Source organism: Microbacterium sp. AK009, assembly GCF_013410955.1.
Lineage (GTDB): Bacteria > Actinomycetota > Actinomycetes > Actinomycetales > Microbacteriaceae > Microbacterium.
This window is the reverse complement of the sequence record NZ_JACCCG010000002.1, coordinates 162,787-178,941: the sequence shown is the minus strand read 5'-3', so window position 1 is coordinate 178,941 and position 16,155 is coordinate 162,787. Positions and strand designations below refer to the sequence as shown.

At 68.0% G+C, this 16,155-nt stretch carries 19 protein-coding genes; 11 read left to right on the top strand and 8 right to left on the bottom strand.

All coding sequences use genetic code 11. From position 1 onward, the window contains the following. Nucleotides 1-260 precede the first annotated feature (260 nt). Entirely contained in the window at nt 261-782 is a 522-nt protein-coding gene (locus HDC37_RS04785; RefSeq protein WP_179559274.1) for a GrpB family protein, read from the bottom strand. Nucleotides 783-823: 41 nt separating this feature from the next. Between HDC37_RS04785 and HDC37_RS04780 the strand changes: the two genes are divergently transcribed. From HDC37_RS04780 to HDC37_RS04770, 3 genes are all read left to right on the top strand, one after another. Beyond that, complete coding sequence (locus tag HDC37_RS04780; protein ID WP_179559273.1) at nt 824-1,354, top strand: hypothetical protein; 531 nt, start codon at nt 824-826, stop codon at nt 1,352-1,354. 103 nt (nt 1,355-1,457) lie between these two features. Further along, on the top strand, nt 1,458-1,799 hold the full coding sequence (locus HDC37_RS04775; protein WP_179559272.1) for a helix-turn-helix transcriptional regulator: 342 nt from the start codon (nt 1,458-1,460) through the stop codon (nt 1,797-1,799). 34 nt (nt 1,800-1,833) lie between these two features. After that, nucleotides 1,834-3,111 (top strand): HipA domain-containing protein, encoded by a 1,278-nt coding sequence (locus HDC37_RS04770; RefSeq protein ID WP_179559271.1) that lies wholly within the window; start codon nt 1,834-1,836, stop codon nt 3,109-3,111. Nucleotides 3,112-3,382: 271 nt separating this feature from the next. On the opposite strand, the gene HDC37_RS04765 is transcribed toward HDC37_RS04770, so the two are convergent. Continuing rightward, entirely contained in the window at nt 3,383-3,835 is a 453-nt protein-coding gene (locus HDC37_RS04765; RefSeq protein ID WP_179559270.1) for a potassium channel family protein, read from the bottom strand. Nucleotides 3,836-3,838: 3 nt separating this feature from the next. Between HDC37_RS04765 and HDC37_RS04760 the strand changes: the two genes are divergently transcribed. Together HDC37_RS04760 and HDC37_RS04755 are read left to right on the top strand one after the other, a co-directional pair. Continuing rightward, nucleotides 3,839-4,546 (top strand): hypothetical protein, encoded by a 708-nt coding sequence (locus tag HDC37_RS04760; protein ID WP_179559269.1) that lies wholly within the window; start codon nt 3,839-3,841, stop codon nt 4,544-4,546. After that, complete coding sequence (locus HDC37_RS04755; RefSeq protein WP_179559268.1) at nt 4,543-4,977, top strand: ImmA/IrrE family metallo-endopeptidase; 435 nt, start codon at nt 4,543-4,545, stop codon at nt 4,975-4,977. Before HDC37_RS04760 ends, HDC37_RS04755 begins: the two co-directional genes overlap by 4 nt. A 52-nt stretch (nt 4,978-5,029) precedes the next feature. On the opposite strand, the gene HDC37_RS04750 is transcribed toward HDC37_RS04755, so the two are convergent. Further along, the gene (locus HDC37_RS04750) at nt 5,030-5,182 is read right to left on the bottom strand and encodes a hypothetical protein (protein ID WP_179559267.1); all 153 of its coding nucleotides are present in this window, start codon (nt 5,180-5,182) and stop codon (nt 5,030-5,032) included. Between the two features lie 78 nt (nt 5,183-5,260). On the opposite strand from HDC37_RS04750, the gene HDC37_RS04745 reads away from it, so the two are divergent. Continuing rightward, nucleotides 5,261-5,731, top strand: a complete 471-nt coding sequence (locus tag HDC37_RS04745; protein ID WP_179559266.1) for a hypothetical protein — start codon at nt 5,261-5,263, stop codon at nt 5,729-5,731. A gap of 443 nt (nt 5,732-6,174) precedes the next feature. Here the strand turns inward: HDC37_RS04745 and HDC37_RS04740 are convergent, their stop codons facing one another. Further along, the gene (locus tag HDC37_RS04740) at nt 6,175-6,912 is read right to left on the bottom strand and encodes a hypothetical protein (protein WP_179559265.1); all 738 of its coding nucleotides are present in this window, start codon (nt 6,910-6,912) and stop codon (nt 6,175-6,177) included. A gap of 311 nt (nt 6,913-7,223) precedes the next feature. Further along, complete coding sequence (locus HDC37_RS04735; protein WP_218869370.1) at nt 7,224-7,490, bottom strand: hypothetical protein; 267 nt, start codon at nt 7,488-7,490, stop codon at nt 7,224-7,226. Between the two features lie 154 nt (nt 7,491-7,644). Between HDC37_RS04735 and HDC37_RS04730 the strand changes: the two genes are divergently transcribed. Both HDC37_RS04730 and HDC37_RS04725 read left to right on the top strand, forming a co-directional pair. Continuing rightward, complete coding sequence (locus HDC37_RS04730; protein WP_179559264.1) at nt 7,645-8,673, top strand: cupin domain-containing protein; 1,029 nt, start codon at nt 7,645-7,647, stop codon at nt 8,671-8,673. Further along, nucleotides 8,670-9,431: a DNA alkylation repair protein gene (locus tag HDC37_RS04725; protein WP_179559263.1), complete on the top strand. Its 762-nt coding sequence runs from the start codon at nt 8,670-8,672 to the stop codon at nt 9,429-9,431. The genes HDC37_RS04730 and HDC37_RS04725 overlap by 4 nt, the downstream gene beginning before the upstream one ends. Here HDC37_RS04725 and HDC37_RS04720 read toward each other — a convergent pair. Then, entirely contained in the window at nt 9,350-10,510 is a 1,161-nt protein-coding gene (locus HDC37_RS04720; RefSeq protein WP_308472092.1) for an SLC13 family permease, read from the bottom strand. The two genes, HDC37_RS04725 and HDC37_RS04720, sit on opposite strands and share 82 nt — an antisense overlap. A gap of 271 nt (nt 10,511-10,781) precedes the next feature. Here HDC37_RS04720 and thrS point away from each other — a divergent pair, with 271 nt between their 5' ends. The 3 genes from thrS to HDC37_RS04705 all read left to right on the top strand — a co-directional run bounded on the left by thrS (nt 10,782) and on the right by HDC37_RS04705 (nt 13,910). Continuing rightward, a complete protein-coding gene (thrS, locus tag HDC37_RS04715; protein ID WP_218869404.1) occupies nt 10,782-12,710 on the top strand; it encodes a threonine--tRNA ligase in 1,929 nt (642 codons plus the stop codon). Beyond that, a complete protein-coding gene (locus HDC37_RS04710; RefSeq protein ID WP_308472091.1) occupies nt 12,703-13,257 on the top strand; it encodes an HIT domain-containing protein in 555 nt (184 codons plus the stop codon). Before thrS ends, HDC37_RS04710 begins: the two co-directional genes overlap by 8 nt. 65 nt (nt 13,258-13,322) lie before the next feature. Further along, the gene (locus tag HDC37_RS04705) at nt 13,323-13,910 is read left to right on the top strand and encodes a hypothetical protein (RefSeq protein WP_179559261.1); all 588 of its coding nucleotides are present in this window, start codon (nt 13,323-13,325) and stop codon (nt 13,908-13,910) included. An 18-nt stretch (nt 13,911-13,928) separates the two neighbouring features. On the opposite strand, the gene pdxY is transcribed toward HDC37_RS04705, so the two are convergent. Together pdxY and HDC37_RS04695 are read right to left on the bottom strand one after the other, a co-directional pair. Further along, on the bottom strand, nt 13,929-14,780 hold the full coding sequence (gene pdxY / locus HDC37_RS04700; protein ID WP_179559260.1) for a pyridoxal kinase PdxY: 852 nt from the start codon (nt 14,778-14,780) through the stop codon (nt 13,929-13,931). A gap of 7 nt (nt 14,781-14,787) precedes the next feature. Beyond that, nucleotides 14,788-16,128: an aminotransferase class I/II-fold pyridoxal phosphate-dependent enzyme gene (locus HDC37_RS04695; protein WP_179559259.1), complete on the bottom strand. Its 1,341-nt coding sequence runs from the start codon at nt 16,126-16,128 to the stop codon at nt 14,788-14,790. Nucleotides 16,129-16,155 lie beyond the last annotated feature (27 nt).

Here is a 16,155-nt window from a genome sequence, read left to right as displayed (position 1 = left end):
CTTCGGAAGCGTTTTGCACCGCTCATGCACCGCTAAGTCTGAGAGGGTACGCCGAGACGGGGGCCCGCGGACGGCTTTCGCAACCCCGTGTGGTCCACGCGTCGCCGGAGCCGGCTGGCGGTACGAGCATCAATGCACCGCTCGAGCGGTGCAAGTCGGAGTGAACCCATGTGAACGAGTGGCTCGCTCACGCGGAGTTCGACGAAGAACAAGCAAGAACCATGCGCACGTGGCGCGGCCAAATCTGTTGAGCTGCCGCGCTACTTGTCCCAGGCGGTCACGGGCGGGAGGCCGCGTGAGGCCCGTTCTTCGTTGAGGAGCTCCTGGACGAGCGGGCTCTTGCCGGCGGTGTAGTTCGAGGCGTCCGACGCTGCGAGCCTCATCTTGAGGCTTTCGTAGCGGCGGCGTGCGTCGGCATCGCGAAGGAGCTTGTCGCGGAACAGTCGCTGGTTGCAGTGCGCCCATTGGTCGGGAGTGAAGACATGGAGGATGTGCGTCCGCCGGTCGCCGTCGGCGCGGACGTACACGGCGTGCGTCTTCGGCCCCGCAGTGTGCTGTCGGTACCCGAGCGATGCGAGCGGCTCTGACAGCTCGAACGGGTCAACGTCGGCGGCCGTCTTCGCGGCAAGGTCGATGATCGGCTTAGCGACGAGCGTCGGCACCGCCGTGCTGCCGATGTGCTCGATGGCCTCCACTGCCTCGCCCACGGCGTCGGCGACGCGCTGCGCCTCCCGCCGGAACTCAGCCGGCCAGGCAGCGTTGTACGGCTCCAGCTCGACCATTGAGCCCGACGGTACACCGAGCCGCCGCGCACATCACCGGCATGCACACCACTGTCGATGCCTACCTCGGCGAGCGAACGGGAACCTTCGAGCGCCGCGCGGTCCGGTATCGCGCGGCGCTCGAAGCTCTTCGGGCGAACGGTCTGAGCGATGAGAGCACCCTCTACGACATCGGCGCCGGGTGGACCGAGCTGGACGTCACCTTGCGCGTGGAGGGCGGGTGGAAGGGCCGGTACATCCCCATCGACCTCGGGCACGACCTTGCGCACGATCTCGAATCGTGGGTGCCGCCCCGGCCAGCGGAGTTCGCCGTCGCCCTCGAAGTGCTCGAGCACCTCGACGACCCGTGGCGGCTCGTCGCCGAGCTGCAGGCAGCGGTCGGGTGCTTGGTGGTGTCCGTCCCGAACCCGCGGACGGTAGACGTGCTCGGCATCGACCGCACCCACCGGACCGTCATCACCGCCGGTGACCTCCAAGCGCGGGGGTTCATGGTGCGGGAGGAGCTGTTCTACGGCGGTGTGTACTCGGCGGGGGAGCGGGACGCGCTGTTCGCCGTCTGGGTGAGTGCCTGACGGCCCTCACGGCGCCTCGCCGGCTGACGCCGACGATTCACCAGTCTCGGTCGCTACTGTCGATAGATTGACTCTGAAGCGCGATCCATGACAAACTAATCACATGCCTCGCAAGAAGATCGTGATGACGGCCGAAGCTGCCGACGCTGCCAGAATTCTCGGGCAGCAGATTCGGCTTGCCCGACACGCGAACCGGATGACAGCGGCCCGACTGGCCGAGCTTGCCGACGTCACCCCGCGCGCCATCACCCTCATCGAACGAGGAGACCCGGCCGTGTCTTTCGGCAACGTGCTGAACGCCGCCGTTTACGCCGGCGTGCCCCTGTTCGATATCACCGACCCGAAGACCCTCTCTCGAATGCGGCAGCAGGGTGAGCAGGCACTCACCCTCATCCCATCCAACGTCCGCAACCGCAGGGAGCGGGAGATAGATGCAGAGTTCTGACACACCCTTCGTCTGGGCCTACCTTCCCGACGAAGTGGCCCCCGTCGTCGCGGGCGTACTCGCTCCCTCGAACGTGAGGAGCGGTCTGGCGTTCCGCTACGCCAACAGCTACCTTGCGCGGCCGAACCGCATTGCATTGGGCCCTGAGCTTCCGCTTGACAGCCGACCTTTCCCGCCCGACATCGGACATGGCATGCCGTCGACGATTCGTGACGCGATGCCGGACTCCTGGGGGCGCCAGGTCATCAACCGTGAGCTCGGACGCGGCATGGAGGACAAACTGTCCGACGTCGTGTACATGCTCATGTCCGGAAGCGACCGCGTCGGTGCGCTGGACTTCCAAGAAAGCAGCGCCGAATACCGCCCTCGGGCGGGCGGTGGGTCTTTGAGAATCGTCGCCGAAGCGGCCGCCGCAATCGACAACGCTGAGCCGCTGGGCGCAGACCGTGAGCGCGCCGTGAGGAACACGCTCACGGCAGCGGGAGGTTCACAGCCCAAGGCGTACGTGACGCTGGATGGCCGGGAGTGGCTCGCGAAGTTCGAGACGCCGTACGACCGTGTCTCCCCGCTCATCAAGGCTGAACGCGCCGCGATCTACGTCGCTGAGCAGGCCGGCATCGACGTGCCCACCGCACGGCTTCTGCGCGTTGCTCGACAGGGAGTCGACCCGAGGTCCGACCTCGTGCTCCTGACAGAGCGCTTCGACCGTGACGCTGGTCGCCGGCGAATGGTGCTGTCTGGCATGACCGTCGCCCAGCACCACCTGCCATCGGGAGGGTCGTACCCCCAACTCCTGGAACAGCTCCGCCCGCTCTCGACGTCGCCTCCGAAGCAAGGGCGAGAGCTTTTCAGCCGCCTGGCGTTCCGATTGGCCATGCGCATCGACGACGACCACTTACGCAACGTCGCATTCTTCTGGGACGGTGAGCACGCCGAGTTCACGCCAGCTTTCGACCTGTCACCGGACCTCGTCGGCACGCCCACGGGTCTCACGGACATCGGAGATGGCAGCCGCGAGTTCAGTCTGGAAGCGCTCGTGTCGAAGTACGCCTACTACCACCTTGGTCGTGATGAGGCGCGAGACATCGCCCTGGCGATGGTCGACGCTGTGGTGGACCACCGGGCGGACGCGGCCGATGTTGCCGAGATGACGGAGGCCGAGAAGGCACTCCTTGTGACGTCCACGGCCACTCGCGACATCATCGGCTCCCTCAACCGGACTGCTGCACGTGCATCTCGCGGCGAGCAGCCCCGAGACAGGCTGGGACGCTTCGACGAGAAGCCCCATACGCCACCCGACGTCACGTTGTAGCTAGGCGCGGTAGCGGCTCCATGACGGCGCGCTCAGCCTGGGCAACTGTGCGGTCACGGCCGGTAGTCCCGCACACCACGGCCGGGCGGCGGCGCGGGCGGCATAGGGGACGTTCCTCCCGGTGAGGCCGACGTCCGCAAGGCGGCCAACGCGACACCGACGAACTTCGCTGCCGTCAACCCGACGACCTTCATGACCGCCGTGAGCCTGTTGCGCGCCATCGGTCCTCCTGCGGTCACCCTAAGCACCACAAGTTCTCGACACAACGCCGCTATCTAGACGGCGTGAGGACGCGGATCATCTCCTTGAGCTCGGCGACCTCCGCGTGCAGGGCGTCCACCTGCTCCTCGGTTGCGGCTGCGGCGGTCTTCGTCTCGATGGAGACGCGTTCGACGATCCAGGAGGCGAGGGTGGCGGTCACAACGCCGATGAGGGCGATACCGCCGATCATGAGGGCGATGGCGACGAAGCGGCCGAGGATGGTGACGGCGTAGTAGTCGCCGTAACCGACGGTGGTGATCGCGACGGTAGCCCTTGCCAGCGATAGCGCATCAGTGTCCTCATCCGTTGCTCCAGCGTGCGGCGGGGATCGTTCGTTAGCTCGGGTGGTGTCGAAGTGTCGGAGCGGGCGTGTCTGACGATTCGTCAGATTGCGTGCGTCATATTGGTCTTGCGATCCATCTTTGGGGGAAGCGTGCAGATTGATGTACTCATAGATGGGCATTCGGTGCCGGTCGAGCGGTCGGTGTTTGTCGCGCTTCTCGAGAACTTTGTTGCGAACGCCCGGGCAGCATTCCAACACGCCCTCGAGGACGGATCCATCAAGTTCACCAAACTAGTTGAGCTCGCCCGGACAGCGGATATCCCCTTCTCGCTCTTCTTCGCGCCGCGGGAGGTCGTAGAGGCGCAAGTGGCGCTCAAGACGGAGAAGCTCCTGCAGGGGCTGACTAAGAAGGAGTTTTCGCTGAGCTTGCGCAACTCGGTCGAGCTTCGAGACATCGAGCTCATTGTGAAGGACCTGCTGCGTAAGCAAGAGCTTCTGAAGACGCACGACAAGACGCTCAAGAAGAACACTATCGTGGGGTCGCTCAGTAGGCCGGGGCGGACCGTTGCAGCGGACGCTGCGAAGCTGATGGATCATCTCGATATTTCCGCTTCCACGCTGCGGGGTGTGAAGACGAAGTCGGTCGTGACGCAGAGACTTATCGCCGCCCTCGAATCGAAACAGATTCTTGTCGCTCAGAGTCAGAACAACTACATACCCCAGTTACTGCGGGGTATACGGTTCCTCGGGCTTACAGTCAAGGACGACAAGGTTCCGTACATATTTCTCGCTGGCGGCGATGAGGGGGAGCACGTCGAACCCGCGGGACGTCGAACGTTCACGCTTGTCCTCCTCGCGGTCCTCATCGCCGGGGTGTGTTCGCCCCTGTGACCTATGACAGCAAGTCGCCCGCATCTGCAAAAAACCGCGAGTTCGCGATTGCGGCTGAGATTCTGATGCCCGCAGGGGAGTTCAAGAGCGTCGACGTTTCGAACTCCGCTGCGATCCGGACTGCCGCGGACCATTACAAGGTGACGCCGAGTGCAGTAGTTGTCCGGGCGATGCGGCTAGAGATGATGACTGCCGATGTTGGGAAGGCCCACCTCCAGCGACTGGAAGTCGAGTTCGACAGTCGCTCACGCAACGAGCCGCGACCGCCGAAGCCGGTAAACGCGATCCGCCGCTACAACGGCCGAGAGTTTTCGGTGCGCATGCTGCGCGCCCACGATGCCGGTCAGATCTCTGCCCGCGAGTTCTGCCGTGCGGTCTGTCTCAACAAGCTCAAAGCCGCCCAAATCCCAGACTTTCGGGCAGCGTTGTGATCACCGAATATCGTTACCTTCTCGACAACAACGCGCTCGGCAAGATCCCGCGTCACACCTCACCCGCATTGGACAGCACCGTGCACGCCCGAGAAGGAGATTGGACCTTGTACTTCCCCTCCGCTTCTCCGTCCGGAGTGTCCTCGGCGGGCCCAGCGCCGTCGATGCCGATGACCACCACGCCCATCGCCAACCACAACCTCATCGCTACCGCGGCTCAGGAGAATCGCCGGGTGTTGGATGCCATCGAAGATCGGATTGGGGCGTCGCGATGATGCGGCGGGTGTTGGCGGGTGCGGTGCTGGTCGTCGCTTTGGCGGCGCTGACGGCATGCCAGGGAAGCGAGGGTGACGTGGACAGCGACCTGACGGTAGAACAGGCGAAGGCGGACACTCAGCGGTTCGAGCTGGAGGTCGCGGAGGCAGTGCCCGCCGACATCGTCGACCGGATCGAACAGCTTGAGACCGGCAGCCTCCTCCGGTGCGGCCCGGATCAGCAGTTCAGCTGGTCAGGGAGCACGCGGGTATACCTCACCGTTCAGCCGACGGATGAGCGGCAGTTTATGGAGGACATCGCCGCCGCGCTGGATGACTCCGAGTTCCTCCTCGACGGGGACCGGCCCATTACTGAGGCGCGAGGCCCGGAGGGGCAGTCCGTCATCATGAGCCTGCGAGACGACGGCTACGTCAACATCAATTCCGGCAGCGCCTGCTTCATCCTGCCCGAGGACGCCGATCCGCTCGGTGACTACTAACGCCTCCGCAGTATCCGCCACCCTCTTGGCGGTGCCGGAGGGTATGAGGCAGCGCATCGAGGGGCACCGATGAGGACCGCGACGCGCTGCCTGCGGGGAGCTGGGCTGCTGCTGTCCGTCGCGGTGCTCGGCGGGTGTCAAGGAGAAAACGTGAGTAGTGACCTGACCGTGGAGCTTCTTCATTTAGAGTCTCGGAGTGTCCACTCCTGGAACTGGGAGAATCGCGGTAGAACGGCTCAAAGCGCGATCTACCGGGGACTTTCCTGCACCGCATGGATTTCAGTGGACACAGCTGGAAGCTCAATCTTCTGGTTCGATCCCAGTATCGCGCACAGACGAAAACCCCGGGATTCCGGGGGTTTTCTGCTTCCCAGAGGGGGTCGTGGGACACGCGAAGGATCAATCACCCTTCCAGGATCACCTCCTGCTACTCACGGGGGCGATTACTCACGGGGGCGATTGAAGACGGCCGTGGCGATCGCAGCACCCGCCGCCACTGCCGATCGGGCCACCACTGGCGTGCGGCTGCGCTCCTTCATGGCGACTCCGAACAGACCCCACACGAGCGTGAGCGGATAGGCCACACCTCGCGTCCGCCGTGTGACGACCGCGCCTGCCGCGCCGGCGGCGAGCAGGAGGCTTGCCGACCATCTCGGCCGGAGGAGGGCGGAAAGGCCCTTCTCCACCAGCGCTTGACTCGTTGCCACGACAGTCGCCAGCGTGATCCACCCCGCGAAGAGGCCCACCGGGACTTCGAAGAACCACGTGCGGGCACTCTCTCGGCGGCGGTTGCGTTCACGCGGGGAGGACGGCGTTGTGCGCGCGCCGCGGAACTGGGCGATCAGGGCGGTCGTCGCGGTTGCTCCGACCACGGCAACCTCGAGGGCGGGGCGACGGGCGGTTCGCACCCACAACCCGGACAGGAGAACGGACGCCGCGAACGAGACACGTATGCGAGCAACGGCGGGGTCGCCCCGCCACGGGCGAAGGGCCTGCGCGGCCGCGAACACGAACGCTCCCAGGTAGATCGGCACCCAGACGAGAAACGACCAGTTGGGCGGCGAGATCGGGATGTTCGTGTCGTCCTCGGCGTCACCGTAGTCTCCCGTGGCGCCACTGATGACGCCCGCCGCCACTAGACCGATCACACCAGCCCGCATTGCTGCGCCTCGCACCGACATGGTGGCTCCTCACCGTCCGCGAAGACAGGCTACGCACCGGCCCGCCCGATAGCCACCCCTCCACCGAGCGCAGGCGGCGTCCCCGCCGAGCCGGGGACAAGGTCTTCGTCACCGCCACCGAACCTGAGCCGGTGCTCACGCTTGCGCAGGAGTGGGCGGTCGGCTCAGCTCTGACTTCACGTCGTTCTCGCGGCAGGGCCTGCACGGCCAGCCGGCCTACGAGGGTTTCACCGACGAGCGTACGCGCGTCCGGGATGCGACGCGTCTGGCGGTCCACACGGTTCCACAACGTCATCGCTGACGAGGTTGCGTCACGGGGGCGATTCGACGGCGCTCGCCCACACCCAGCACCGGTACTCGCGTGCGCCGATCTCGAAGCGGATGGCGACGGCGCGCGGGGTCCACATGCACGCCTCGGCGTCGACCTGAACCGGCGTCGCGCCGAAGCGAACCCACGCGCGCACGGCTCTCGGTCGGGGGTCGGTCGTGCATGGCAGCACGTCCAATTGCAGCTCCGCCCGGGTCAAGGTCTGCAACGGCCCCTGCGACGCCGTGCGTTGCAGGACACGCTCGCTCATCTGACGGTCCACGGTGTCCGCGTAGCGCCTGTTCGTGCCGATGGCGGTCGTCCTTCCTCCGGCCGAGCAGCGGCGAGTCTATTCGCGGGCGACGACACGGGGCCGCGACGGAATCCGACTGCCCACGGCGGTCCGAAGGGTCTACATTCTCGACATGACCTCGCCGCACGTCGCATCGCTTCACATCGCGCCGCCCGTCTTCGAAGGCGAAGCGGGGGAGATCCGACGGCTCACCCGCGCCGACTTCCCGATGCTGAGGCGGATGTCGATCCAGCGCATCGTCCTGGCCCCCGGAGGTGTCCGCGAGCCGCAATGGAACGTGAACGCCCATCAGCTCGCCTACGTCACGCGTGGTCGCGTCCTGGTCTCGGTGCTCGGCAACGCCGACTCCTTCGCATCCTTCGTCGTGATTGCCGGGCAGATGTTCCACATCGAATCGGGCGCCGTGCATCACATCGAGAACGTCGGCGACGGACCTGCCGAGATCATCGCCGCGCTCCGGTCGGGTCACCCGGAGCACTTCTCGTTCGCCGGCAGCGTCGGCGCGATGACCGACGCTGTTCTGGGCAACACCTACGACCTCGAAGCGAAAGCCTTCGAGATCCTGCCCCGGCGGGATCCCACCCCGATCTTCCGGCGGCGGGGTGCCGCTCAGATTCCCGACAGTGCGGGGCTCCCCAACGCTCGGCTCTTCGACGCCGAGGGACAGCAGGCGCCGCTGTCGTACAGCTACGGGTTCGCCAAGCTCGCACGCAGGCAGTACTGGGCGGCGCTGGAGAACATCTCGATGTACCACCTGCACATCGCCGGGACCGGCATGCGCGAGCCGCACTGGCACCCGGTCACCGCCGAGCTCGGCTACGTCTGGAAGGGCAGAGGGCGGATGCGGGTGCTCGGCCCCGACGGCACCCTCGCCCAGTACGAGCTGGAGCCCGGGCAGGTCTACTTCATCCCGCGGGCGTTCCCGCATCACATCGAGACGCTCGGTGAGGACGGGCTGGACTTCCTCATCTTCTTCGATCAGCCCACTCCGGGTGACATCGGGTATCGGGCGACCGGCTCGGCGTTCTCGCGCGAGGTGCTCGCCGGTTCCTTCGGCATCCCGGAGCGGGATCTGCCCCCACTGCCGTACACGCCCGTCGATCCGCTCATCGTCGAGCGGGGGAACCCCCGGGACCCGTGAGCGACTCCGCGGCCGAAGCGGCGCTCGTCCGTGACATCCGGGCGGCCCTGCGAAAGGCCGCCGACCCCTCGCGCGCGGCAGGCCAGCAGGCGTACATGAAGTCGGCCATGCCGTTCCTCGGGATCCGGGTGCCCGAGGTGCGCCGCCTGGTCGCCGAGGTCGCCAACAGCGCCGGCCCCGTGACGAGACTCTCCGCTGCGCGGCTGCTCTGGGACGACGCGACCCACCGCGAGGAGCGGTACGCCGCCATGGCTCTTCTCCGCCACCGCGGCGTCCGCGGCGAACCGCGGCTGGTGCCGATCGTCGAGCACATGGTGCGTACGGGTGCGTGGTGGGACATCACCGACGAGCTGGCCCACCGCCTCGGCGACCTGCTCGACGCCCGACCCGACGAGACCGCGGTGATCGTCCGCGCCTGGGCGCACGACGATGATCTGTGGATCCGGCGGATCGCGATCCTGTCCCAGCTCGGACGGCGGAGGCGGGTCGATCAGGCGCTTCTCGACGAGGCCATCAGCCCGAACGCCGCCGACTCCGAGTTCTTCATCCGCAAGGCCATCGGGTGGGCCCTGCGCGATCATGCGCGCACCGACCCCGCGTGGGTGAGAGCCTTCGTCGCGGCTCACGACCTGAGTCCGCTGTCGGTCCGCGAGGCGCTCAAGCACCTCGGAACCCCTCAGCTCGCCGTCGATGCCGCGAGCGCCAGCACCGCGGCGCCGACGATGACGGGTGCGCCCACCAGTCCGAGGAGCGCGTAGCGGCCCCACGACAGCGTCACCCCCGCGGCGACGACCCGCGCGTGCCACAGCAGGGTCGCAAGAGAGGCCCATGGGGTGACGAGGGGCCCGGCGTTGACCCCGATGAGCAGCGCCGCGAGGCGCGCCGGGTCGTCGGCGGCGGGCTCGAGCAGAAGGTACGCGGGGAGGTTGTTGGCGATGTTGGCGGCCGCGGTCCCGGCCGCTGCGATGCTCGCCAGTGACGCCGCCGAGTCACCGGCGCCGATGAGCGCTGCCAGGGGCCGGAGGGCTCCCACCGCCTCGAGCGCCGCGACGGCCACGAACAGACCCGAGACGAAGACCAGCAGCGACCACGGAACGAGCGAGATCCTCAGGCGCCGGGGCGCGCGCCACGCGAAAAGCGCCACCAGTGCCAGAGCGGCGAGGCTCGCCGGGATCCAGGGTGGGATGCCGCTGACGAGGAACGGCAGCAGCACGACCACGATCGCCGCCGAGACCGCCAGCTGCACACGGTCCGCGACGACCGGCGGTGCCGAGGGGTCATGCCGACCCCGGAGGCGACGGTGGAAGACGACGAACAGCAGCAGCACCGAGACGACGATCGACACCACCGCTGCCGGCCACAGCAGAGCGACGAATCCGACGACGTCGCCGCCGGAGATGCGGTCGACGGCGAGGAGGTTCGTGAGGTTGGAGATCGGCAGCACCAGAGAGGCGGTGTTGGCGATCCACACCGTCGCGAGCGCGAAGGGGAGCGGATCAAGCCGATGCGCACGCGCGACCGCAAGGACGACCGGCGTCAGCAGGACGGCGGTGGTGTCGAGTGAGAGGAAGACGGTGACCCCGACCGCGAGGGCGACCACCAGCATCCACAGCAGCAGAGTGCGGCCCCGCGCGAGGCGTGACAGCGCACCGGCGGCCACGTCAAAGACTCCCGCGGTCGCGGCCAGTTCGGCCACGACGGTGATCGCCACGACGAACACCAGGATGCTCCACACCCGGTCGCCGACCGCGAGGAGATCGGATGCGGGGAGGACGCCGGTCGCGAGCGCCACCGCGCCACCGGCGAGGAGCCCGAGTCCCAGCATCCAGGTCTTCACCGCACCATCATGGTGCCCCGGCCCGCGCGCCCCGACCTGACTAGACTGTCCGCATGGATTCCCGGCCCAGCATCGCGGCTCTCGCCGCCCTGGTCGGCACGCGAACGCTCGACGCCTGAGCGGGCGGGGCGCTGGTGCGCCCGAAGCTGAGAACGTGACCGACCACCCGTGACCGAGACCCAGGAGTACCCCTGTGACTGACGCCTCCTCGTCGGACGAATCCGCCCGCGCCGACGGCTTCGCGCTGTTCCCCGACAAATCCGTCATCGCCATGCGCGTGAACGGCGAACCACGAGACCTCGCGACGATCGTCGGCGACGGCGATGATGTCGAACCCATCACCATCGACAGCCCCGAGGGCCTGTCGATCCTCCGGCACTCGACGGCACACGTGCTCGCCCAGGCCGTGCAGCGCATCGTGCCGCAGGCCGACCTCGGCATCGGCCCACCGATCACCGACGGGTTCTACTACGACTTCGGCGTGGATCAGCCGTTCACCCCGGAGGACCTGAAGGCCATCGAGAAGGAGATGCAGCGCATCATCCGCGAGGGTCAGCGCTTCGTCCGCCGGGTGGTGACCGACGAGGAGGCGCGGGCCGAGCTCGCGTCCGAGCCGTTCAAGCTCGAGCTCATCGGCCTCAAGGGCGGGGCGGACAAGACCGAGGGCGCGTCGGTCGAGGTGGGGGCCGGGGAGCTCACCATCTACGACAACGTCGACCGCGACGGCGAGACGGTGTGGAAGGACCTCTGCCGCGGCCCGCACGTGCCGAACACCCGAACGATCGGCAACGGCTGGGCGCTGCAGCGCGTCGCCGGCGCCTACTGGCGCGGGAGTGAGAAGAACCCTCAGCTGCAGCGGATCTACGGCACCGCCTGGGCGTCCAAAGACGACCTGCGCGCCTACCAGCACCGCCTGGAAGAGGCTGCCAAGCGCGACCATCGCAAGCTCGGGCGCGACCTGGATCTGTTCTCGTTCCCCGAGGAGATCGGGTCGGGACTGTCGGTGTGGCATCCGCGCGGCGGGGTCGTCCGCGGCGAGATGGAGCAGCATGCCCGCCGGCGCCACATCGAGGGCGGCTACACCTATGTCTACACCCCGCACATCTCCAAGCAGGATCTCTTCCTGCAGTCCAATCACCTCGTGACCTACCGGGAGGGGATGTTCCCTCCGATCACCCTGGACGAGGAGCGCGACGCCGACGGGGTCGTCACCAAGGCGGGGCAGGACTACTACCTCAAGCCCATGAACTGCCCGATGCACATCCTGATCTACAAGGAGCGCGCGCGCAGCTACCGCGACCTGCCGATGCGCCTGGCCGAGAACGGCACGGTGTACCGCAACGAGCTGTCCGGCGCCCTGCACGGCCTGACCCGCGTGCGCGGATTCACCCAAGACGACTCGCACCTCTTCGTCACCCCCGAGCAGCTGGAAGGGGAGGCGACCCGCGTGCTGGAGTTCGTCATCTCGATGCTGCGCGACTTCGGTCTCGACGACTTCGAGCTCGAGCTGTCGATGCGCGACGACGAGAAGGAGAAGTGGATCGGCTCCGACGAGTTCTGGGAGTACTCCACCAACGCCCTGCGCAACGTCGCGGTCGCCAGTGGGCTGAAGCTCGCGGAGGTTCCCGGTGAAGCGGCTTTCTACGGCCCGAAGATCGACCTGAAGACCCGCGACGCCATCGGCCGCACCTGGCAGCTGTCGACGGTCCAGGTCGATCCGAACCTGCCGGAGCGCTTCGAGCTGGAGTACACCGACCGTGACGGCCAGAAGAAGCGCCCGATCATGATCCACCGCGCGCTCTTCGGATCGATCGAGCGGTTCTTCGCGATCCTCCTCGAGCACTACGCCGGGGCGTTCCCGGTGTGGCTGTCGCCCGTCCAGGTCGTCGGGGTGCCGGTCGCCGAGGGGTACGCCGACTACCTCGACGGGATCGTCGCGCGACTGCGCACCGAGGGGGTGCGGGCCGAGGTCGACCACAGCGACGACCGGATGCAGAAGAAGATCCGCACCCACACCACCCAGAAAGTGCCGCTGATCCTCATCGCCGGCGAGCAGGACCGGTCGGGCGGGACGGTCTCCTTCCGGTTCCGTGACGGCACCCAGGAGAACGGCATCGCCGTGGATGACGCGGTCCGGCGCATCCGCGCAGCGATCGACGGTCACCTGCTGGTGAACACCGCCGAGGAACTCGGTGTCTGACTCCGGTCGCGGCGGCGACGACCTCGTCGCCGCCGCGGACCTCGCCGGCGTCCCCGACGAGTTCCAGCGGCTGTGGACGCCGCACCGGATGGCATACATCCAGGCCGGCCCCGAGCCGTTGCGCGAGGTCTGCCCGTTCGATGAGGCGCCGCAGAAGTCCGACGAGGACGGCCTCATCGTCTTCCGCGGGGAGACGGCGTACGTCCTCCTGAATCTCTTCCCCTACAACTCCGGGCACCTTCTGGTGTGTCCGTACCGGCACATCGCGACCTACGACGAGGCGACCGCCGAGGAGGTGGCCGAGATCGGCGCCCTCACCCAGATCGCGATGCGGGTCCTGCGGCAGGTCTCTCGCTGCGACGGATTCAACATCGGCATGAACCAGGGCGCCGTCGCCGGCGCGGGCGTGGCCGCGCACCTTCACCAGCACATCGTGCCGCGATGGGCGACCGACGCGAACTTCTTCCCGATCATCGCCAAGACCAAGGCCCTCCCGCAGCTGCTCGGCGAGGTGCGCGCCACCATCGCCGACGCCTGGCCCGCCTGATACCGCGCGCCGATGGTGTGGACAACCCCGGGCGCCACGGCGTGGCGCCCGTTACGGTGGCGGGCATGCCTTCACGCTCGACCGCCGCATCCGCTTCCCTCGTCATCGTCGCCCTGAGTCTGGCCGGGTGCACCTTCTCCCTCCCGGCGGTCGAGCCCGAGGCGTCGACGAGCCCCACAGTGGCCACCCCGGCTCCCGCGCAGACGGAGGGCGACGACCAGGCCGGTGAGGACCCCATGGCAGACGCGCTCGCCGAGCGCGACCAGTTCCTGGCCGACCAGCAGCTTCCCCTCGACGGCTCGCCGCTGGTCGCGGTCACGCCCGCTCAGCAGGAGTTCATCGGCCAGCAGCGCGCCTTCGTCGAGTCGCAGGGCGGCACGTGGGACGCCCAGACCGAGAGCATCTCCCTCGCCCTCGCCGCCGATGCCTGCGAGACGGCGATCCTGAACTACCACGAGGTCGACGCCCCACTGCTGCAGGCCCACGTCGCCTCCTCGCCGGTGTTCGCGCAACTCATCCCCGCCGACTTCTCCGAGGATCAGCGCGCGGCTGCCGAGCGCAACGTCGCGAGCGTGATGGTCTTCGGTGCCGGGTTCCTGTGCCCCGAAGACGGCCCGCAGTGGGAGGCCGCCTTCACCGAGGTCTACGGCTGACCCTCACCCTGCGCGCCGTCAGCGCACTTGCGCGACGGGGAACTGCATCCGCGGGTGGGCATAGTGCTCCTGTGCCTCGATGAGCTGCAGCTCGCGCTGACCGGACTCGAGTGTGAGCGCGAGGAGGTCGAACACGCTCGACACCGTGCGCGCGAGCGCCTCGGCCGCACTTCGGGTGCGCAGGTAGTGGGCGGTGAAGAGTGCGGCGGTGACGTCTCCCGACCCGTTGGCCTTCATCGGCAGCTGCGGGGTCTGAACGATCCATGCGCCGGCATCGTCGACCGCCAGCATCTCTAGGGTGCCCTCCTCGCGCTCGGGCCGTTCGACGCTCGTGACCAGCACCGTGCGGGGACCCATCGCGCGGGCCGCGTCGACCGACTCGAGGGTCGAGTCGAGGGAGAGCGGCTCGGTGTCGGTGAGGAAGCCGAGTTCGAACTGGTTCGGGGTGATGATGTCGGCCACGGGGACGACCCGCTCGCGCAGCAGCACGGGAATGGCGGGGGCCACGAAGCATCCGGATCTCGCGTTCCCCATCACCGGGTCGCACGCGTACAGCGCGTCGGGATTGGCGGACTTCACCCGACGGACGGTATCGACGATCACATCGCCGATGCCCTCGCTGCCCTGGTAACCCGAGAGGACGGCGTCGATCTGCCCGAACACCCCGCGCTCTTCGACGCCCGTCAGCACCTCGGCGACGTCGGCCGGCGGAATGAGCGGACCGCGCCACGCGCCGTATCCCGTGTGGTTGGAGAAATTCACGGTGTAGACCGGCAGCACCTCGACGCCGATCCGCTGCAGCGGGAAGACCGCCGCGGAGTTGCCGACGTGACCGTACGCGACGGCGGACTGGATCGAGAGGATCTTCACGGGAGCATCATCCTTCGGTGAGGGCCGCGGCACGCGCGGCGGCGGAGAGGTCGCGGGCCAGTGCCCGGGCGTCGGCGTCGTCGAGGTCGTGGACGGTGAGACGGAGGTGCGTGCTGGGCTGCTCGGTGCGAAGCGAGAACTCATCTCCGGTGCGAGCGAGCCAGCCGCGGCGCATCAACTGCTCCGAAACCGCCCGTGCGGGGGCGCCGGTGTCGACCCAGAGGTTCAGGCCGTCGCGCGCGATGGCGCCCAGGCCCGCCTCCTGCAGAAGCGCGGCGACACGGGCGTTGCGGGCGGCGTAGTGCGCGGCCGCGCGGTCGATCGTCTCGCGCGCGGCGGGATCGGTCAGCTGCGCGAGCGCCAGCCGCTGCAGCAGATGGCTGACCCAGGTCGTTCCCGGGCTGAGGCGCGTCGCGAGGCGTTCGGCGGTGTCGGGGTCGGTCGCGGCGAGGGCGAGACACATGTCGGGTCCGAGGAACTTCGAGACCGATCGCACCAGCGCCCACCGGCGGTGCCCCGACGGGATCAGCGACAGGTAGGGACGCCGCGAGAGCAAAGAATAGTGGTCGTCTTCGACGATGAGGACGTAGGGATGCTGCGCCAGCACGCCCCGCAGATCCTCGGCGCGCTGCGCGCTCATCCCCGCCCCGGTCGGGTTCTGCGCACGGGGCGTGCAGACGATCGCGCGGGCGCCGGCGCCCAGCGCCGCGGTAAGACCTGCCACCGTCATCCCCTCGTCGTCGACGGGGACGGCGATCGGCCGATACCCGCCGACCCGCACCGTGTGGAGGGCGGAGAGGAAGCAGGGGTCCTCCAGGGCGACGGCATCGTCACGGGTGAGGGCCTGCGCGAGGAGTCGTTCGAGCGCGTCGACGGCGCCGTTGGTGACGGTGATGCGCATCTCGTCGGCGAGCACGTCGGGCTCGAACCACGCCTCGGCCCAAGCGGCCAGCTCCGCATCGACGACCGGCTCGCCGTAGAGCACCGGTCGTGAGGCGATCCGGCCGAGGGCGGGGGCGAGGTCGGGGATGAGAGCGGGGTCGGGGTTGCCGGTCCCGACATCGCGGAGGACCGTGTCGGGGGCGAAACCCTCCTGCGCGACGGGAGCCCGGTCAGCCACCCGGGTGCCGCCACGGCCGCGCGAGACCACCAGGGCCGCCTGCGAGAGCTGCCGGTAGGCGGCGACGACGGTGTTGCGATTCACTCCGAGGGCGGCGGCGAGATCGCGCACGGGAGGAAGGGCGTCGCCGGGGGAGAGGACGCCCTCCTCGATCGAGGAACGGATGCTGCGGGCGATCTCGGCCGCGGTGGTGCCGCGGATCGCCTGCTGCACGTCGATTGCCGTCATCCCGACCAGCCTACGCCGTAGGTCATG

What these genes read in the sequence shown, in the direction of transcription:
- HDC37_RS04785 (WP_179559274.1), bottom strand. Translation starts at nt 782, where the DNA reads ATGGTCGAGCTGGAGCCGTACAACGCTGCCTGGCCGGCTGAGTTCCGG.
- HDC37_RS04780 (WP_179559273.1), top strand. Translation starts at nt 824, where the DNA reads ATGCACACCACTGTCGATGCCTACCTCGGCGAGCGAACGGGAACCTTC.
- HDC37_RS04775 (WP_179559272.1), top strand. Translation starts at nt 1,458, where the DNA reads ATGCCTCGCAAGAAGATCGTGATGACGGCCGAAGCTGCCGACGCTGCC.
- HDC37_RS04765 (WP_179559270.1), bottom strand. Translation starts at nt 3,835, where the DNA reads ATGCCCATCTATGAGTACATCAATCTGCACGCTTCCCCCAAAGATGGA.
- HDC37_RS04750 (WP_179559267.1), bottom strand. Translation starts at nt 5,182, where the DNA reads ATGAGGTTGTGGTTGGCGATGGGCGTGGTGGTCATCGGCATCGACGGC.
- HDC37_RS04740 (WP_179559265.1), bottom strand. Translation starts at nt 6,912, where the DNA reads ATGTCGGTGCGAGGCGCAGCAATGCGGGCTGGTGTGATCGGTCTAGTG.
- HDC37_RS04735 (WP_218869370.1), bottom strand. Translation starts at nt 7,490, where the DNA reads ATGAGCGAGCGTGTCCTGCAACGCACGGCGTCGCAGGGGCCGTTGCAG.
- HDC37_RS04730 (WP_179559264.1), top strand. Translation starts at nt 7,645, where the DNA reads ATGACCTCGCCGCACGTCGCATCGCTTCACATCGCGCCGCCCGTCTTC.
- thrS (WP_218869404.1), top strand. Translation starts at nt 10,782, where the DNA reads ATGCGCGTGAACGGCGAACCACGAGACCTCGCGACGATCGTCGGCGAC.
- HDC37_RS04705 (WP_179559261.1), top strand. Translation starts at nt 13,323, where the DNA reads ATGCCTTCACGCTCGACCGCCGCATCCGCTTCCCTCGTCATCGTCGCC.
- HDC37_RS04695 (WP_179559259.1), bottom strand. Translation starts at nt 16,128, where the DNA reads ATGACGGCAATCGACGTGCAGCAGGCGATCCGCGGCACCACCGCGGCC.